This window comes from Citrobacter sp. Cpo089 (genome assembly GCF_030332695.1).
GTDB lineage: Bacteria > Pseudomonadota > Gammaproteobacteria > Enterobacterales > Enterobacteriaceae > Citrobacter > Citrobacter portucalensis.
Genome location: NZ_JAOWHJ010000066.1, coordinates 36,304 through 52,288 on the forward strand (window position 1 = coordinate 36,304; position 15,985 = coordinate 52,288).

Consider the following 15,985-nt stretch of genomic DNA (forward strand, 5'->3'; position numbering starts at 1 on the left):
TACATCTAGTATCTCTCCTATCAGGACACACACAACCCGACGCCCTCTATCGCGCCGATCCTTTATTTTTAAATGGAAACACGAATCATGCGCATTATTATTTACACTCGCAATAACTGTGTTCAGTGCCACGCCACCAAACGGGCAATGGAAAGCCGTGGTTTTGACTTTGAGATGGTAAACGTCGATTTACAACCCGATTTGGCTGATAGCCTGCGCGATCAAGGGTTTCGCCAGCTACCGGTCGTGGTCGCGGGTGAAACCAGTTGGTCAGGGTTTCGCCCGGACATGATCAACCGTCTGCATCCGGAACACCGTGTGGCCAGCGCATGAGTCAGCTCGTCTACTTCTCCAGCAGCTCCGAAAATACGCACCGCTTTATGCAGCGTCTGGGGCTGCCAGCCATCCGCATTCCGCTTAACGAACGCGAGCGGATCCGGGTAGACGAACCTTACATATTAATCGTGCCGTCCTACGGTGGCGGCGGCACTGCTGGCGCGGTCCCAAGACAGGTGATCCGCTTTTTAAACGATACGCACAACCGGGCGTTAATCCGTGGAGTGATCGCCTCCGGCAATCGTAATTTCGGTGACGCCTACGGTCGCGCGGGTGATGTCATCTCACAAAAATGCGGTGTGCCGTGGCTCTATCGCTTTGAGCTGATGGGCACCCAAAGCGATATCGACAACGTTCGAAAAGGAGTGAGCGAATTTTGGCAACGACAACCGCAGAACGTGTAATGCAGCCAACGCTGGATTATCACGCCCTGAACGCCATGCTGAATCTGTACGATAAAGCCGGGCGCATTCAGTTCGACAAAGACCATCAGGCGGTGGAGGCTTTCTTTGCCTCCCACGTCCGCCCAAACTCGATGGCGTTTGCCAGCCAGCAGGAGCGCCTGGAAACGTTGGTGGATGAAGGCTATTACGATGCCAGCGTGTTAGCCCGCTACGATCGCGCGTTCGTGCTGAAGCTATTCAACCACGCCCACGCCAGCGGATTCCGTTTCCAGACGTTCCTCGGCGCATGGAAGTTCTACACCAGCTATACGCTGAAAACGTTCGACGGTAAGCGCTATCTCGAAGACTTTGAGGATCGGGTCACAATGGTGGCGCTCACGCTGGCGCAGGGCGATGAAACGCTCGCGATGCAGCTGACCGATGAAATGCTTTCCGGGCGCTTTCAGCCCGCCACACCAACCTTTTTAAACTGCGGAAAACAGCAACGCGGTGAGCTGGTCTCCTGCTTCCTGTTGCGTATTGAAGACAACATGGAGTCTATTGGTCGGGCGGTCAACTCCGCACTTCAGCTCTCCAAACGCGGCGGCGGCGTGGCATTTTTACTCTCCAACCTGCGCGAGGCAGGAGCGCCCATAAAGCGCATTGAGAACCAGTCATCTGGGGTGATCCCAGTAATGAAAATGCTGGAAGATGCGTTTTCTTATGCGAATCAACTCGGGGCACGTCAGGGTGCGGGGGCGGTGTATCTGCACGCACACCATCCGGATATTTTACGTTTTCTCGATACCAAGCGCGAAAACGCCGACGAGAAAATCCGCATCAAAACGCTCTCGCTTGGCGTGGTGATCCCGGATGTTACCTTTCAACTGGCGAAAGAAAATGCCCGAATGGCGCTGTTCTCACCGTATGACGTGGAACGGATTTACGGCAAACCGTTCGGTGATATCGCCGTGAGTGAGCGGTATGACGAACTGGTTGCCGACGAACGTGTGCGCAAAAAATTCATTAACGCCCGCGATTTCTTCCAGCGGCTGGCCGAGATCCAGTTTGAGTCTGGCTATCCTTACATCATGTTTGAAGATACGGTGAATCGCGCCAATCCGATTGCCGGTCGGATCAATATGAGCAACCTGTGCTCGGAGATTTTGCAGGTTAACAGTGCCTCTACCTACGATGAAAATCTCAATTACGCACAGACCGGGCACGATATTTCCTGCAATCTCGGCTCGTTAAACATTGCCCATACCATGGATTCACCCGACTTTGGTCGTACCGTGGAAACGGCGGTTCGTGGCTTAACCGCCGTTTCGGACATGAGCCATATCCGCAGCGTGCCCTCGATTGAGACCGGAAACAGCGCGTCGCACGCAATTGGTCTTGGGCAGATGAATCTGCACGGGTATCTGGCGCGGGAGGGGATCGCCTACGGTTCGCCGGAAGGGCTGGATTTCACCAATCTCTATTTCTACACCATCACCTGGCATGCGCTGAATACGTCAATGAAGATCGCCCGCGAGCGCGGTCAAACCTTTGCCGGATTCAAACAGTCGCGCTACGCCAGCGGCGAATATTTTAACCAGTATCTGCAGGGCGACTGGCAGCCAAAAACCGACAAGGTTCGCACGCTGTTTGCCGCCAGCGGCATTACGCTGCCGACGCGCGAGATGTGGTCACAGCTGCGTGAAGATGTGATGCGCTACGGCATTTATAACCAGAATTTACAGGCGGTTCCCCCCACCGGTTCTATCTCCTACATCAATCATGCCACGTCAAGCATTCACCCGATCGTGTCGAAAGTGGAGATTCGCAAAGAGGGCAAAACCGGGCGCGTTTACTACCCTGCCCCGTTTATGACCAATGAGAATCTGGCCTTGTATCAGGATGCCTACGAGATCGGTCCACAAAAAATCATTGATACCTACGCAGAAGCAACACGCCATGTCGATCAGGGGCTTTCACTGACGCTCTTTTTCCCCGATACCGCCACCACGCGTGATATCAATAAAGCGCAGATTTACGCCTGGCGTAAGGGCATCAAATCCCTGTACTACATCCGACTACGCCAGTTGGCGCTGGAAGGCACCGAAATAGAAGGCTGCGTGTCATGCGCGCTGTAAGGAGGAGAAAATGACATTATCCCGCGTGAGCGCCATCAACTGGAACAAGATTGAGGATGATAAAGATCTTGAGGTATGGAACCGTCTGACCAGTAACTTCTGGCTCCCGGAAAAGGTCCCGCTCTCCAATGACATTCCGGCCTGGCAAACGTTGAACGCCGCCGAACAGCAGTTAACAATCCGCGTTTTTACCGGGCTGACGTTGCTCGACACCATTCAGAATGTTGCCGGAGCACCAGCGTTAATGGCTGATTCGTTAACACCGCATGAAGAGGCGGTGCTGTCGAATATCAGCTTTATGGAGGCGGTGCACGCCCGTTCATACAGCTCAATTTTCTCCACCCTTTGCCAGACCAAAGATGTGGATGCAGCCTACGCCTGGAGTGAAGAAAATACCCCACTCCAGCGCAAAGCGCAGATCGTTTTGACACATTACGCCAGCGACGAACCGTTGAAGAAAAAAATAGCCAGCGTGTTTCTGGAATCCTTCCTGTTCTATTCCGGCTTCTGGTTACCGATGTATTTTTCCAGCCGCGGAAAATTGACCAATACAGCCGATCTTATTCGCCTGATTATTCGTGATGAGGCCGTTCATGGGTATTACATTGGTTATAAATATCAAAAAGGTCTGGAGCATATTTCCGAGTCCGCACGCGAGGAGTTAAAGAACTTTGCCTTCGATCTGCTGATGGAATTGTATGATAACGAAGCGCGCTATACGGAAGAATTGTATGCAGAAACAGGCTGGGTGGATGACGTCAAAGCCTTCCTTTGCTACAACGCCAATAAGGCATTGATGAATTTGGGGTATGAGGCGCTATTTCCACCTGAAATGGCGGAGGTTAACCCGGCAATCCTTGCCGCGCTGTCGCCCAACGCTGACGAAAACCACGATTTCTTCTCGGGTTCTGGCTCATCCTATGTGATGGGAAAAGCGGTCGAAACCGAAGACGACGACTGGAATTTCTAGCAATCAATTCTGCGGGAAATACCGTACATTTTTCGCGGAAATATTTTAACAGGATCACACTTTTGTCGTGCAAATATAATTGTGTGATCTACACTCAATATCAGCCGCATTATTCGCCTGCATTCCAGCAATTCAGGCGATTTTTCATTGGCATTTACAAAAAATATTAACCCGCCCGCATTCGCGCTCAGCCCTTATATCACGGGAAGTCCCGCCGCCTGGCCTTCGGCAATATTCATGCCACAACCAAATTCAGGGTTGTCTCAGATTCTCAGTATGTTAGGGTAGAAAAAGGTCACTATTTCCATCAGGTAATATATCGATATAAACAAATAACAGGAATCATTCTATTGCATGGCAATTAAATTAGAAGTTAAAAATCTCTATAAGATATTTGGAGAGCATCCCCAGAGAGCCTTCAAATATATTGAAAAAGGACTTTCAAAAGGGCAGATTCTGGATAAAACGGGGCTATCGCTTGGCGTTAAGAACGCCAGTCTGGCCATTGAAGAAGGCGAGATATTTGTCATCATGGGATTATCCGGTTCGGGTAAATCCACAATGGTACGCCTTCTCAATCGCCTGATTGAACCCACCCGCGGACAGGTATTGATTGACGGCGTAGACATCGCCCGGATATCCGATGCTGAGCTTCGCGAGGTGCGCAGAAAAAAGATTGCGATGGTGTTCCAGTCCTTTGCCCTGATGCCGCACATGACGGTTCTCGACAATACGGCATTCGGTATGGAATTAGCCGGCGTAGGTGCGGATGAACGTCGTGAAAAAGCGTTAGATGCGCTGCGTCAGGTTGGTCTGGAGAATTATGCTCACGGTTACCCGGATGAACTTTCCGGGGGGATGCGCCAGCGTGTGGGCCTCGCCCGCGCATTAGCCATTAACCCTGACATCTTATTAATGGATGAGGCCTTCTCAGCCCTCGACCCATTAATTCGTACTGAGATGCAGGATGAGCTGGTAAAACTACAGGCGAAGCATCAACGCACCGTGGTCTTTATATCGCATGACCTCGACGAAGCTATGCGTATTGGCGACAGAATTGCCATTATGCAAAACGGTGAAGTGGTCCAGGTCGGCACGCCGGATGAAATCCTGAATAATCCAGCCAATGATTATGTACGCACCTTCTTCCGCGGCGTTGATATTAGCCAGGTCTTCAGTGCGAAAGATATTTCACGCCGTAGCCCCGAGGGTTTAATTCGTAAAACGCCCGGGGTGGGTCCACGTTCAGCGCTGCAATTATTGCAGGACAAAGATCGCGAATATGGTTACGTGATCGAACGCGGCAATAAATTCGTTGGCGTTGTCTCTATCGACTCATTAAAAACAGCGTTAAGTCAGGCGCAAGGTATTGAAGCGGCATTGATCGATGAGCCGTTAGCCGTAGATGCACAAACCCCTCTCAGCGAGTTGCTTTCTCATGTCGGTCAGGCCCCGTGCGCGGTGCCGGTTGTAGATGAGGAACAGCAGTATGTGGGCGTCATTTCAAAACGCATGCTGTTACAGGCTTTAGATCGTGAGGGGGTAAACAATGGCTGATCAAACTAATCCGTGGGACACCACACCAGCGGCCGACAGTGCCGCACAAAATGCCGATGCATGGAGTACGCCATCAGGCGCGCCCACTGACGGCGGTGGCGCGGACTGGCTGACCAGTGCACCCGCGCCGGCACCAGAGCATTTCAATATTATGGATCCGTTCCATAAAACGCTGATCCCGCTGGACAGTTGGGTCACAGAGGGGATCGACTGGGTCGTTACCCATTTCCGTCCGGTCTTCCAGGGCATTCGTGTCCCGGTGGATTACATTCTCAACGGCTTTCAACAGCTGCTGTTAGGTATGCCAGCCCCGGTAGCGATTATCCTGTTCGCGCTGATTGCCTGGCAGATTTCCGGCGTGGGGATGGGCGTTGCTACGCTGATTTCCTTAATTGCCATCGGTGCCATCGGCGCGTGGTCGCAGGCCATGATAACCCTGGCGCTGGTGTTGACCGCATTGCTGTTCTGCGTGGTTATCGGTCTGCCGATGGGAATCTGGTTGGCGCGCAGTCCACGGGCAGCAAAAATTGTTCGCCCGCTGCTGGACGCCATGCAAACCACACCCGCGTTTGTCTATCTGGTGCCGATTGTCATGCTGTTCGGTATTGGTAACGTCCCGGGCGTAGTGGTGACGATTATCTTCGCCCTGCCGCCAATCGTGCGTCTGACTATTCTGGGGATTAACCAGGTGCCAGCCGATCTGATTGAAGCCTCGCGCTCGTTTGGCGCCAGCCCGCGTCAGATGCTGTTTAAAGTGCAGCTCCCGCTGGCAATGCCCACCATTATGGCTGGGGTTAACCAGACGCTGATGCTGGCGCTCTCAATGGTCGTCATCGCGTCGATGATTGCCGTCGGCGGACTGGGCCAGATGGTTCTGCGCGGAATCGGTCGTCTGGATATGGGGCTTGCCACCGTCGGCGGGGTTGGGATTGTGATCCTCGCCATCATCCTGGATCGCCTGACGCAGGCCGTTGGTCGCGACTCGCGTAGTCGTGGCAACCGTCGCTGGTACACCACCGGTCCCATTGGGCTTATCACTCGCCCATTCACGAAGTAATTCACCCGTTGCCCGGTGGCGCATTGCTTACCGGGCCTACAATTCATTAACTTGCACAAAATCATTCAGGATGAAGTGTAATAAGGAACAACGATGCGACAGAAAGTAATTATTGCCACAGCGTTTGCCACCCTTGTCTCCACCAGCACTTTCGCTGCCGACCTGCCGGGCAAAGGCATCACCGTACAGCCAATCCAGAGCACTATCTCTGAAGAATCCTTCCAGACGCAATTAGTCGCCCGTGCGCTGGAGAAACTGGGTTACACCGTTAACAAAACCAGCGAAGTTGACTACAACGTCGGCTATACCTCCATTGCCTCTGGCGATGCAACTTTTACCGCCGTGAACTGGCAGCCGCTGCATGATGATATGTACGCCGCTGCGGGCGGAGACAAAAAGTTTTATCGCGAGGGGGTATTCGTTACAGGTGCCGCACAGGGTTATCTGATCGACAAGAAAACCGCTGAGCAGTATAAAATCACCAATATCGCCCAGTTAAAAGATCCGAAGATCGCCAAAATCTTTGACACCAACGGCGACGGAAAAGCCGATATGATGGGCTGTTCACCGGGCTGGGGCTGTGAAGCAGTAATCAACCACCAGAACAAAGCTTTCGATCTGGAAAAAACCGTCGAGGTCAGCCACGGTAACTATGCGGCGATGATGGCCGACACCATTACCCGCTTCAAAGAAGGTAAACCCATTATTTACTACACCTGGACACCGTACTGGGTCAGCGACGTAATGAAGCCGGGTAAAGATGTGGTCTGGCTGCAGGTACCGTTCTCTTCCCTGCCAGGCGAGCAGAAAGATATTGATACCAAACTGCCAAACGGTGCCAACTACGGCTTCCCGGTGAACACTATGCATATTGTCGCCAATAAAGCCTGGGCGGAGAAAAACCCGGCTGCGGCGAAACTGTTTGCCATCATGAAGCTGCCGCTGGCGGATATCAACGCACAGAACGCAATGATGCACGACGGGAAAGCGTCTGAAGCCGACGTGCAGGGTCACGTTGACGGCTGGATCAAAGCCCACCAGCAGCAGTTTGACGGCTGGGTGAACGAAGCGCTGGCCGCGCAGAAATAATCCACTCACAGGCCTGATGAGTGTAGCGCCATCAGGCCTGTAACCGCATAAATGCCGGATGGTGGCGAGATGCACCTAATCCGGCCTATCCTCCTTCCCCCAATCGCACAATCCATCACTCAACAAATCAGCAACATTTAATCACTTCCGTTATGATTGTTTTCTGCAACCCATTACTCAGTTGAAAACAATGACGAAAACCACTCAGGGACTTAGCCCTTCGCTGATCCTGTTAATGTCTATCGCCACCGGCCTTGCCGTCGCCAGTAACTATTATGCGCAACCGCTACTTGATACCATTGCGCGTAACTTTTCGCTATCTGCCAGTACTGCCGGGTTTATCGTCACCGCGGCCCAACTCGGCTACGCCGCTGGTCTGCTGTTTTTAGTCCCGCTTGGCGATATGTTCGAACGTCGGATGCTGATCGTCTCCATGACGTTGCTCGCGGCTGGTGGCATGCTGATTACCGCCAGCAGTCAGTCACTGAGTATGCTGATCCTCGGCACCGCTCTGACCGGACTGTTCTCGGTAGTCGCACAGATTTTAGTTCCGCTGGCGGCGACACTTGCCACGCCAGACAAGCGCGGTAAAGTTGTCGGCACGATTATGAGCGGCCTGCTGTTGGGCATTCTGCTGGCACGCACCGTAGCGGGATTACTGGCCAATTTGGGCGGCTGGCGCACCGTGTTTTGGGTGGCATCGGTATTAATGGCGCTGATGGCGATTGCGCTGTGGCGCGGTCTGCCGAAGATGAAATCAGAAACGCATCTTAACTACCCGCAACTTCTGGGTTCGGTATTCAGCCTGTTTATCCACGATAAACTGCTGCGTACCCGCGCGATGCTGGGCTGTCTGACCTTTGCCAATTTCAGTATCCTATGGACATCAATGGCGTTTTTGCTCGCCGCACCGCCGTTTAACTATTCAGAAGGCATGATTGGTCTGTTCGGTCTGGCGGGTGCCGCAGGTGCATTAGGCGCACGTCCGGCAGGCGGTTTTGCCGATAAGGGTAAATCCCACCTGACCACAACTATGGGGCTGCTATTACTGCTGCTCTCCTGGCTTGCTATTTGGCTTGGGCACACTTCCGTCCCCATGCTGATTATCGGCATTCTGGTGCTGGATCTCACCGTTCAGGGCGTACACATCACCAACCAGACGGTTATCTATCGCATTCATCCTGACGCGCGTAATCGCCTGACCGCCGGATACATGACCAGCTATTTTATTGGCGGAGCGGCGGGTTCGCTGATTTCAGCCTCCGCCTGGCAGCATGCCGGGTGGGCTGGAGTTTGTCTGGCAGGTACGACCGTTGCCATACTCAACCTGGTGGTCTGGTGGCGAGGTTTTCACCGTCAGGAAGCCGTAAATTAAGCGTATAGTGCATGTTTACCGCTGATTGGGCTCCACAGGGTGTTAAGGAGCCCATCAGTCTGCTAAGGTTATAACTCATTGAACCAAGTTATATTAATTTCGGTAATGAAACCTATAACCCTATGGAAAGCCCTGTACCCCAGTCTGAATCCTGTTCGGCAACGTTAACAGAAGGATTCAAAGACAGCCTGCCAATAGTCATCAGCTATATTCCGGTCGCTTTTGCATTTGGTCTCAATGCCACTCGCCTTGGCTTTACGCCGGTTGAAAGCGTCTTTTTCTCCTGCATTATCTATGCGGGAGCCAGCCAGTTTGTCATTACCACCATGCTCGCTGCGGGCAGTTCGCTGTGGGTCGCCGCCCTTACCGTCATGGCCATGGATGTCCGCCATGTTTTGTACGGCCCTTCCCTGCGCAGCCGAATAGCCCAGCGACTGAGTAAACCCAAAAGTGCACTGTGGGCTTTTGGCCTTACCGATGAAGTCTTTGCCGCCGCAACGGCAAAACTGGTCCGGGATAATCGGCGCTGGAGTGAAAACTGGATGATCGGCATCGCACTGTGCTCCTGGGCCTCCTGGGTGTTTGGTACGGTGATCGGCGCGTTTTCCGGCAGTGGTTTACTTAAGGATTACCCGGCGGTTGAAGCGGCACTGGGATTCATGCTCCCGGCGCTGTTTATGAGCTTCCTGCTCGCGTCATTCCAACGTAAACAAGCGCTCTGCGTGACTGCCTCCCTGGCCGGGGCGCTGGCTGGCGTCATGCTGTTTTCCATACCTGCCGCTATCCTTGCAGGTATTGTCTGCGGATGCCTGACGGCGCTCATCCAGTCATTTTGGCAGGGAGGTCCTGATGAGCTATGAGGTTCTGCTACTTGGCCTGTTGGTCGGCTGCGTTAATTACTGTTTTCGCTATTTGCCACTCCGTCTTGGGGTGGGCAATGTTCGCCCGACGAAGCGCGGCGCGACAGGCATATTACTCGACACTATTGGCATTGCATCTATTTGCGCCCTGCTGGTGGTGTCTACCGCGCCAGAAGTGATGCACGACGCTCGTCGGTTCGTGCCTACGCTGGTGGGGTTTGTCATACTGGGCGCAAGCTTCTATAAGACCCGCAGCATCATCATTCCAACGTTACTGAGTGCTCTGGGCTATGGATTAGCCTGGAAAATGCTTGTTGGCTTATAGATAAAAACAATCATTTTAAAGAAATAATACATTTACTTTATTTGTCACTGTCGTTACTATATCGGCTGAAATTAATGAGGTTATACCCAAATGGATAGTTCGTTTACGCCCATTGAACAAATGCTAAAATTTCGCGCCAGCCGCTACGAAGAGTTCCCTTATCAGGAAGTGCTTCTGACTCGCCTATGCATGCACATGCAGGGCAAGCTGCTGGAAAACCGCAATAAGATGCTGAAAGCTCAAGGGATTAACGAGACGTTGTTTATGGCGTTGATTACGCTGGAGTCTCAGGAAAACCACAGTATTCAGCCTTCTGAACTGAGTTGCGCGCTTGGCTCGTCACGCACTAACGCTACCCGCATTGCGGATGAGTTAGAAAAACGTGGCTGGATCGAACGTCGTGAAAGCGATAACGATCGCCGCTGTCTGCATCTGCAATTGACCGAGAAAGGCCATGCTTTTTTGCAAGAGGTGTTACCGCCTCAGCATAACTGCCTGCATCAGCTCTGGTCGTCTCTTAGCACCACCGAAAAAGATCAGCTTGAGCAAATTACCCGTAAACTTCTGACCCGTCTTGATCAGATGGAGCAGGATGGCGCGGTGTTAGAAGCGCTGCGCTAACGCGCCGACTCGCTCAGAAATCCAGATTTATAAATGAAAAAACCGACAGGCCAGCACGCATACTGCTGGCCTGTCTGATAAACAGGTCGGCTCAGCCGATGTGAAAAAAATAAGATCGTGGAGAACAACATGAGCGCAAATGCGGAGACTCAAACCCCGCAGCAACCGGTCAAGAAGAATGGCAAACGTAAAAGTATGCTGCTCCTTCTGACCTTGCTCTTTATTATCATTGCCGTGGCATATGGGATTTATTGGTTTTTAGTACTTCGTCATGTCGAAGAGACAGACGATGCGTACGTGGCAGGGAACCAGGTTCAAATCATGGCTCAGGTATCAGGCAGCGTGACGAAAGTCTGGGCTGATAACACTGACTTTGTAAAACAAGGCGATGTGCTGGTCACCCTCGACCAGACAGACGCAAAGCAGGCATTTGAAAAAGCCAAAACTGCGCTGGCTTCCAGCGTGCGTCAGACGCACCAGTTGATGATCAACAGCAAGCAGTTACAGGCAAGCATTGAAGTGCAGAAAACCGCACTGGCGCAGGCACAAAGCGACTTTAATCGCCGAGTTCCGCTGGGCAATGCCAACCTGATTGGCCGCGAAGAGCTGCAACACGCTCGTGATGCCGTCGCCAGCGCTCAGGCCCAGCTTGATGTCGCGATCCAACAATATAATGCTAACCAGGCGATGATTCTGGGTAGCAAGCTGGAAGATCAACCCGCTGTGCAACAGGCTGCTACCGAAGTGCGCAATGCCTGGCTGGCGCTGGAACGTACCAGAATTGTCAGCCCAATGACCGGTTATGTATCCCGTCGCGCCGTACAGCCTGGTGCACAAATTAGCCCAACCACGCCGCTGATGGCGGTTGTTCCGGCCACTAACCTGTGGGTAGATGCCAACTTCAAAGAAACACAGCTCGCGCACATGCGTATCGGCCAACCGGCGACCGTTATCAGCGATATTTACGGCGATGACGTAAAATATACCGGTAAAGTTGTCGGTCTCGATATGGGTACGGGCAGCGCCTTCTCCCTGCTGCCAGCGCAGAACGCAACCGGCAACTGGATCAAAGTCGTCCAGCGTCTGCCGGTACGTATCGAACTGGATGCACAGCAACTGGCACAGCATCCATTACGTATTGGTTTGTCTACGCTGGTTACGGTAGATACCTCAAATCGTGACGGACAAATTCTGGCAAGCCAGGTTCGTACCACGCCGGTATCAGAAAGTAATGCACGTGAAATCAACCTTGCTCCGGTCAATAAGATGATCGAAGAGATCGTGCGGGCCAACGCGGGCTAATTCAAAGGTGCGTGTGATGCAACAGCAAAAACCGCTGGAAGGCGCGCAGCTCGTCATTATGACGATCGCGCTGTCCCTGGCGACATTCATGCAGGTGCTGGACTCCACCATTGCTAACGTGGCGATCCCCACTATCGCCGGGAACCTCGGCTCTTCACTGAGCCAGGGAACCTGGGTGATCACCTCATTCGGGGTGGCGAACGCTATCTCTATTCCGATCACCGGCTGGCTGGCAAAACGCTTTGGCGAAGTAAGACTCTTTATGTGGTCAACTATCGCCTTCGTCATTGCGTCATGGGCATGCGGGATGTCCACCAGCCTGAACATGCTGATTTTCTTCCGCGTAATCCAGGGTATTGTTGCCGGTCCATTAATTCCGCTTTCACAGAGCCTGTTACTGAATAACTATCCACCCGCCAAGCGTTCCATCGCCCTCGCGCTATGGTCGATGACGGTGATTGTTGCCCCGATATGTGGTCCTATTCTTGGGGGCTATATCAGCGACAACTATCACTGGGGCTGGATATTTTTTATCAACGTGCCAATCGGGGCTGTGGTGGTATTGATGACCCTGCAAACCCTGCGCGGTCGGGAAACCAAAACCGAGCAGCGGCGCATTGACGCCATTGGTCTGGCACTGCTGGTCATCGGTATCGGCAGTTTGCAGATTATGCTCGACCGCGGCAAAGAGCTGGACTGGTTCGCCTCGCAGGAGATTATCATCCTGACGGTGGTCGCCGTTGTCGCTATCAGCTTCCTGATCGTCTGGGAGCTTACCGACGAGCACCCCATTGTCGATCTCTCGCTGTTTAAGTCGCGCAACTTTACCATCGGCTGTCTGTGTATCAGTCTGGCCTATATGCTCTACTTCGGCGCAATCGTCCTGCTGCCGCAGCTGCTGCAGGAGGTATACGGCTATACGGCAACCTGGGCTGGTCTGGCGTCAGCGCCGGTTGGGGTGATTCCGGTGATCCTGTCGCCGATTATCGGCCGCTTCGCGCACAAGCTGGATATGCGTCGGCTGGTGACGTTTAGTTTTATTATGTACGCCGTCTGTTTCTACTGGCGTGCGTGGACGTTCGAGCCGGGTATGGACTTTGGCGCATCGGCCTGGCCGCAGTTTATTCAGGGGTTCGCGGTAGCCTGCTTCTTTATGCCGCTAACCACCATTACGCTGTCCGGTTTACCGCCTGAACGTCTGGCAGCGGCATCCAGCTTGTCGAACTTTACGCGAACGCTGGCAGGTTCCATCGGTACATCGATTACGACGACAATGTGGACGAACCGCGAGTCGCTGCACCATGCTCAGCTAACGGAATCTGTTAACCCCTACAACCCAAATGCACAGGCTATGTACGATAAGCTGCAGGATTTAGGGATGACGCACCAGCAGGCTTCAGGTTGGATAGCTCAGCAGATCACCAATCAGGGGCTGATTATTTCCGCTAACGAAATCTTCTGGATGTCGGCGGGGATATTCCTGGTCCTGCTTGGCCTGGTGTGGTTCGCCAAACCGCCCTTCGGTGCGGGCGGCGGCGGCGGTGGCGCACACTAACTATCTGATAAAAGGGATCTGCGGATCCCTTTTTTATTAGACCTACAATCAGAAGTAATATTTGAATCTCAGACGCCCGCCGTAACGCGCATCTTCGCTGTTATCACCATTATTCGGATTGGCCTCTACCCATGAAGCATAGGCGCCGAGGTAGATGTTAAAGTTTTTCATATCCATCACATTGGGGAATAAATATGAGGCATGAATAGTGTGAATGTCATAATTGCCGTGATCGGTGATCCAGCAATCATCCTCACAAACGGCATCGATATTGGTAGCATTGAAGGCTTCGATTTTGTTATGCGCATAGATATAACCCAGTTCAAATCGATGCCACAACGCATTCACCCCAGCGGTAAAATCTGTCTCATCGGTCGCATCCATATAGGCGGTATTCAGGTTAATCACTGCGCCATCTTCCGGGTCCGTTTTTTGACCATTCCAGGTCATGGTAAAACCATAGCCCGTACGATCTGACTGATCGATCCACGTCCCATTTTGGTAATAGCCGTAGGCGTTGTTAACGACGTTACTTTCCATCGCTATCGCCGTTGAAAAACGCCCGTTTTGCCAGGCGATAACCGGACGGACGTAAGCCACGTTTTTATCGTTGGTTAAATCCATTCCGTGGTACTGCTTCTCGGTATATAACGTACTGCCATTTTCCAGCAATGTGTTAACTTCGAAATACCAGTTGTCGATGGTTTTGCTCAGCAGGAAGTTACCCCCGCTGTCGCTACGTCCCCGTCCTTCTTTCATCATATAGATATAGCCGTAACCGTCACTGTAGAGATCGTTCGCTGTATTCCCCGAATATTCAACAAACGTATCCTGATTCAGCGGGAACATATCGTAGGCTTCAAAACGACCAACCTTAATTTTCCAGTCATTCTCACGACCAAAGAAGAAAACGGCATCATCGAGGTTCATTTTTCCGGTCAAGTCCGCCAGAGGCTGTACCGAGAACCCTGCAAAATTACCGTTGTCCTTCCGCTGGTAGCCGTCAAAGCCCAGCAACAGGCGTCCGTTAATATCCCAGCGTTCATTGGTTCCTGGTGCCCAATCTTTATTCGCTGACGTTCTCGTCGATGTCAGGCTACCGGAACGGCTTGCCGCATCCATATTAAATTCGACATCGCCATAGAACTTAATATCGCTGAAGCCGGATAATGTCAGCTTAGGCGGAGTTTCACCTGCTGCAATCGGCTCGGCAGACTGGACATTCACCGTCGGCGTAGCGGTGACCTGCTGCTGCTTCAGCGAGCGAATTTGCGCCTCAGCATCGGATGCCCGTTTTTCGGCATTAACAACACGTTGCTCCAGTTCAGCCAGACGCTGCTCAATAGTGATATTATTTGCTGCCCAAAGGTTATGAGAAAAGCAAGCACCGATCATCAGCGCCAAATATTTAGCCTTCATTTTCATCCCTAAAGTTTAATGTATACCAGATAAGATTTGATAAAAAACCTATCTACCGGCTATTAAAAGAGTCTTGTTATTACCCGGATATCTGGCGTATTCCATTATGTTTTTCTATTAATTATTTATGTTTTTTAGTTTATGTGATCAATACACTCTGGCATCGTTAATTATCCGCCTCATTCTGTTTGCCAGATCACATTTTATTATTTAACAGGTCAGGTATCACTTAAATTATAATATATTCCCACCGCAAATATAATAAACACACATTATATTAAGCAATAAAAAACCCCGGACATAAACCGGGGTTAATATAAATACTGGAACAGCTAATCAATAAGACTAAATATGCAGTTCCTGCAGTTTCTCTTTCGGTAGCGCCAGCTCTTCATTGCTGTTCACGCGTACATCACGCTCCAGAATATGACGCGCGATATCCTGTGCTTCGCTAAGAGAGTGCATCTGATACGTACCGCACTGGTAAACGTTCAGCTCCGGGATCTGGTTCTGATCCTGTACTTTCAGCACGTCCGCCATTGCCGCTTTCCACGCGTCGGCTACACGCTGTTCGTCCGGCGTACCAATCAGGCTCATGTAGAAGCCGGTACGGCATCCCATCGGAGAGATATCGATAATCTCAACGCCGTTACCGTTAAGGTGGTTACGCATAAAACCTGCAAACAGGTGTTCCAGCGTATGGATACCTTTCTCAGGCATCACTTCTTTGTTCGGAATGCAGAAACGCAGATCAAACACGGTGATTGCGTCGCCATGCGGGGTGTTCATCGTTTTTGCAACCCGGACCGCGGGAGCTTCCATCCGGGTGTGATCGACAGTAAAACTATCTAACAACGGCATTTAGCCACCTCCGATAAATTTTTTAAAAATAATCTGAACTCTTTGTTCCGGGGCGAGTCTGAGTATATGAAAGACGCGCATTTGTTATCATCATCCCTGTTTTCAGAGATGAAATTTTGGCCACTCCCGAGTGGCCT

General features: G+C 51.9%; 15 protein-coding genes. 13 read left to right on the forward strand and 2 right to left on the reverse strand.

The window, feature by feature from the left end; all coding sequences use genetic code 11:
* Positions 1–87 precede the first annotated feature (87 nt).
* From nrdH to emrB, 13 genes are all read left to right on the forward strand, one after another.
* The gene (gene nrdH, locus OGX92_RS15435) at positions 88–333 is read left to right on the forward strand and encodes a glutaredoxin-like protein NrdH (RefSeq protein WP_048236625.1); all 246 of its coding nucleotides are present in this window, start codon (positions 88–90) and stop codon (positions 331–333) included.
* Complete coding sequence (gene nrdI / locus OGX92_RS15440; RefSeq protein ID WP_003825987.1) at positions 330–740, forward strand: class Ib ribonucleoside-diphosphate reductase assembly flavoprotein NrdI; 411 nt, start codon at positions 330–332, stop codon at positions 738–740. The genes nrdH and nrdI overlap by 4 nt, the downstream gene beginning before the upstream one ends.
* Positions 713–2,857, forward strand: coding sequence for a class 1b ribonucleoside-diphosphate reductase subunit alpha (nrdE, locus tag OGX92_RS15445; protein ID WP_193134568.1), 2,145 nt, complete (start codon positions 713–715; stop codon positions 2,855–2,857). Before nrdI ends, nrdE begins: the two co-directional genes overlap by 28 nt.
* Positions 2,858–2,867: 10 nt before the next feature.
* Positions 2,868–3,827, forward strand: coding sequence for a class 1b ribonucleoside-diphosphate reductase subunit beta (gene nrdF / locus OGX92_RS15450; RefSeq protein ID WP_048215699.1), 960 nt, complete (start codon positions 2,868–2,870; stop codon positions 3,825–3,827).
* 354 nt (positions 3,828–4,181) lie between these two features.
* A complete protein-coding gene (gene proV, locus OGX92_RS15455) occupies positions 4,182–5,384 on the forward strand; it encodes a glycine betaine/L-proline ABC transporter ATP-binding protein ProV (RefSeq protein WP_286586755.1) in 1,203 nt (400 codons plus the stop codon).
* Positions 5,377–6,441 (forward strand): glycine betaine/L-proline ABC transporter permease ProW, encoded by a 1,065-nt coding sequence (gene proW / locus OGX92_RS15460; RefSeq protein WP_008785611.1) that lies wholly within the window; start codon positions 5,377–5,379, stop codon positions 6,439–6,441. The genes proV and proW overlap by 8 nt, the downstream gene beginning before the upstream one ends.
* Positions 6,442–6,534: 93 nt before the next feature.
* Positions 6,535–7,530: a glycine betaine/L-proline ABC transporter substrate-binding protein ProX gene (proX, locus tag OGX92_RS15465; RefSeq protein WP_286586757.1), complete on the forward strand. Its 996-nt coding sequence runs from the start codon at positions 6,535–6,537 to the stop codon at positions 7,528–7,530.
* A gap of 190 nt (positions 7,531–7,720) precedes the next feature.
* Entirely contained in the window at positions 7,721–8,905 is a 1,185-nt protein-coding gene (locus OGX92_RS15470; protein WP_191222233.1) for an MFS transporter, read from the forward strand.
* Between the two features lie 122 nt (positions 8,906–9,027).
* Positions 9,028–9,765: an AzlC family ABC transporter permease gene (locus OGX92_RS15475; protein WP_003825971.1), complete on the forward strand. Its 738-nt coding sequence runs from the start codon at positions 9,028–9,030 to the stop codon at positions 9,763–9,765.
* Positions 9,755–10,090 carry an L-valine transporter subunit YgaH gene (gene ygaH / locus OGX92_RS15480; protein WP_003825969.1) on the forward strand — a complete coding sequence of 112 codons (336 nt, stop codon included), beginning with the start codon at positions 9,755–9,757 and terminating at the stop codon, positions 10,088–10,090. The genes OGX92_RS15475 and ygaH overlap by 11 nt, the downstream gene beginning before the upstream one ends.
* 90 nt (positions 10,091–10,180) lie before the next feature.
* Positions 10,181–10,711: a multidrug efflux transporter EmrAB transcriptional repressor EmrR gene (gene emrR / locus OGX92_RS15485; RefSeq protein WP_003037300.1), complete on the forward strand. Its 531-nt coding sequence runs from the start codon at positions 10,181–10,183 to the stop codon at positions 10,709–10,711.
* 129 nt (positions 10,712–10,840) lie between these two features.
* Positions 10,841–12,013, forward strand: coding sequence for a multidrug efflux MFS transporter periplasmic adaptor subunit EmrA (gene emrA, locus OGX92_RS15490; RefSeq protein ID WP_003825968.1), 1,173 nt, complete (start codon positions 10,841–10,843; stop codon positions 12,011–12,013).
* 16 nt (positions 12,014–12,029) lie between these two features.
* Entirely contained in the window at positions 12,030–13,568 is a 1,539-nt protein-coding gene (emrB, locus tag OGX92_RS15495) for a multidrug efflux MFS transporter permease subunit EmrB (protein ID WP_003825966.1), read from the forward strand.
* A 48-nt stretch (positions 13,569–13,616) separates the two neighbouring features.
* Here emrB and OGX92_RS15500 read toward each other — a convergent pair whose 3' ends face one another.
* Together OGX92_RS15500 and luxS are read right to left on the reverse strand one after the other, a co-directional pair.
* Positions 13,617–14,987 (reverse strand): carbohydrate porin, encoded by a 1,371-nt coding sequence (locus tag OGX92_RS15500; RefSeq protein ID WP_286586760.1) that lies wholly within the window; start codon positions 14,985–14,987, stop codon positions 13,617–13,619.
* A 345-nt stretch (positions 14,988–15,332) separates the two neighbouring features.
* Positions 15,333–15,848, reverse strand: a complete 516-nt coding sequence (gene luxS / locus OGX92_RS15505) for an S-ribosylhomocysteine lyase (protein ID WP_003037312.1) — start codon at positions 15,846–15,848, stop codon at positions 15,333–15,335.
* Positions 15,849–15,985 lie beyond the last annotated feature (137 nt).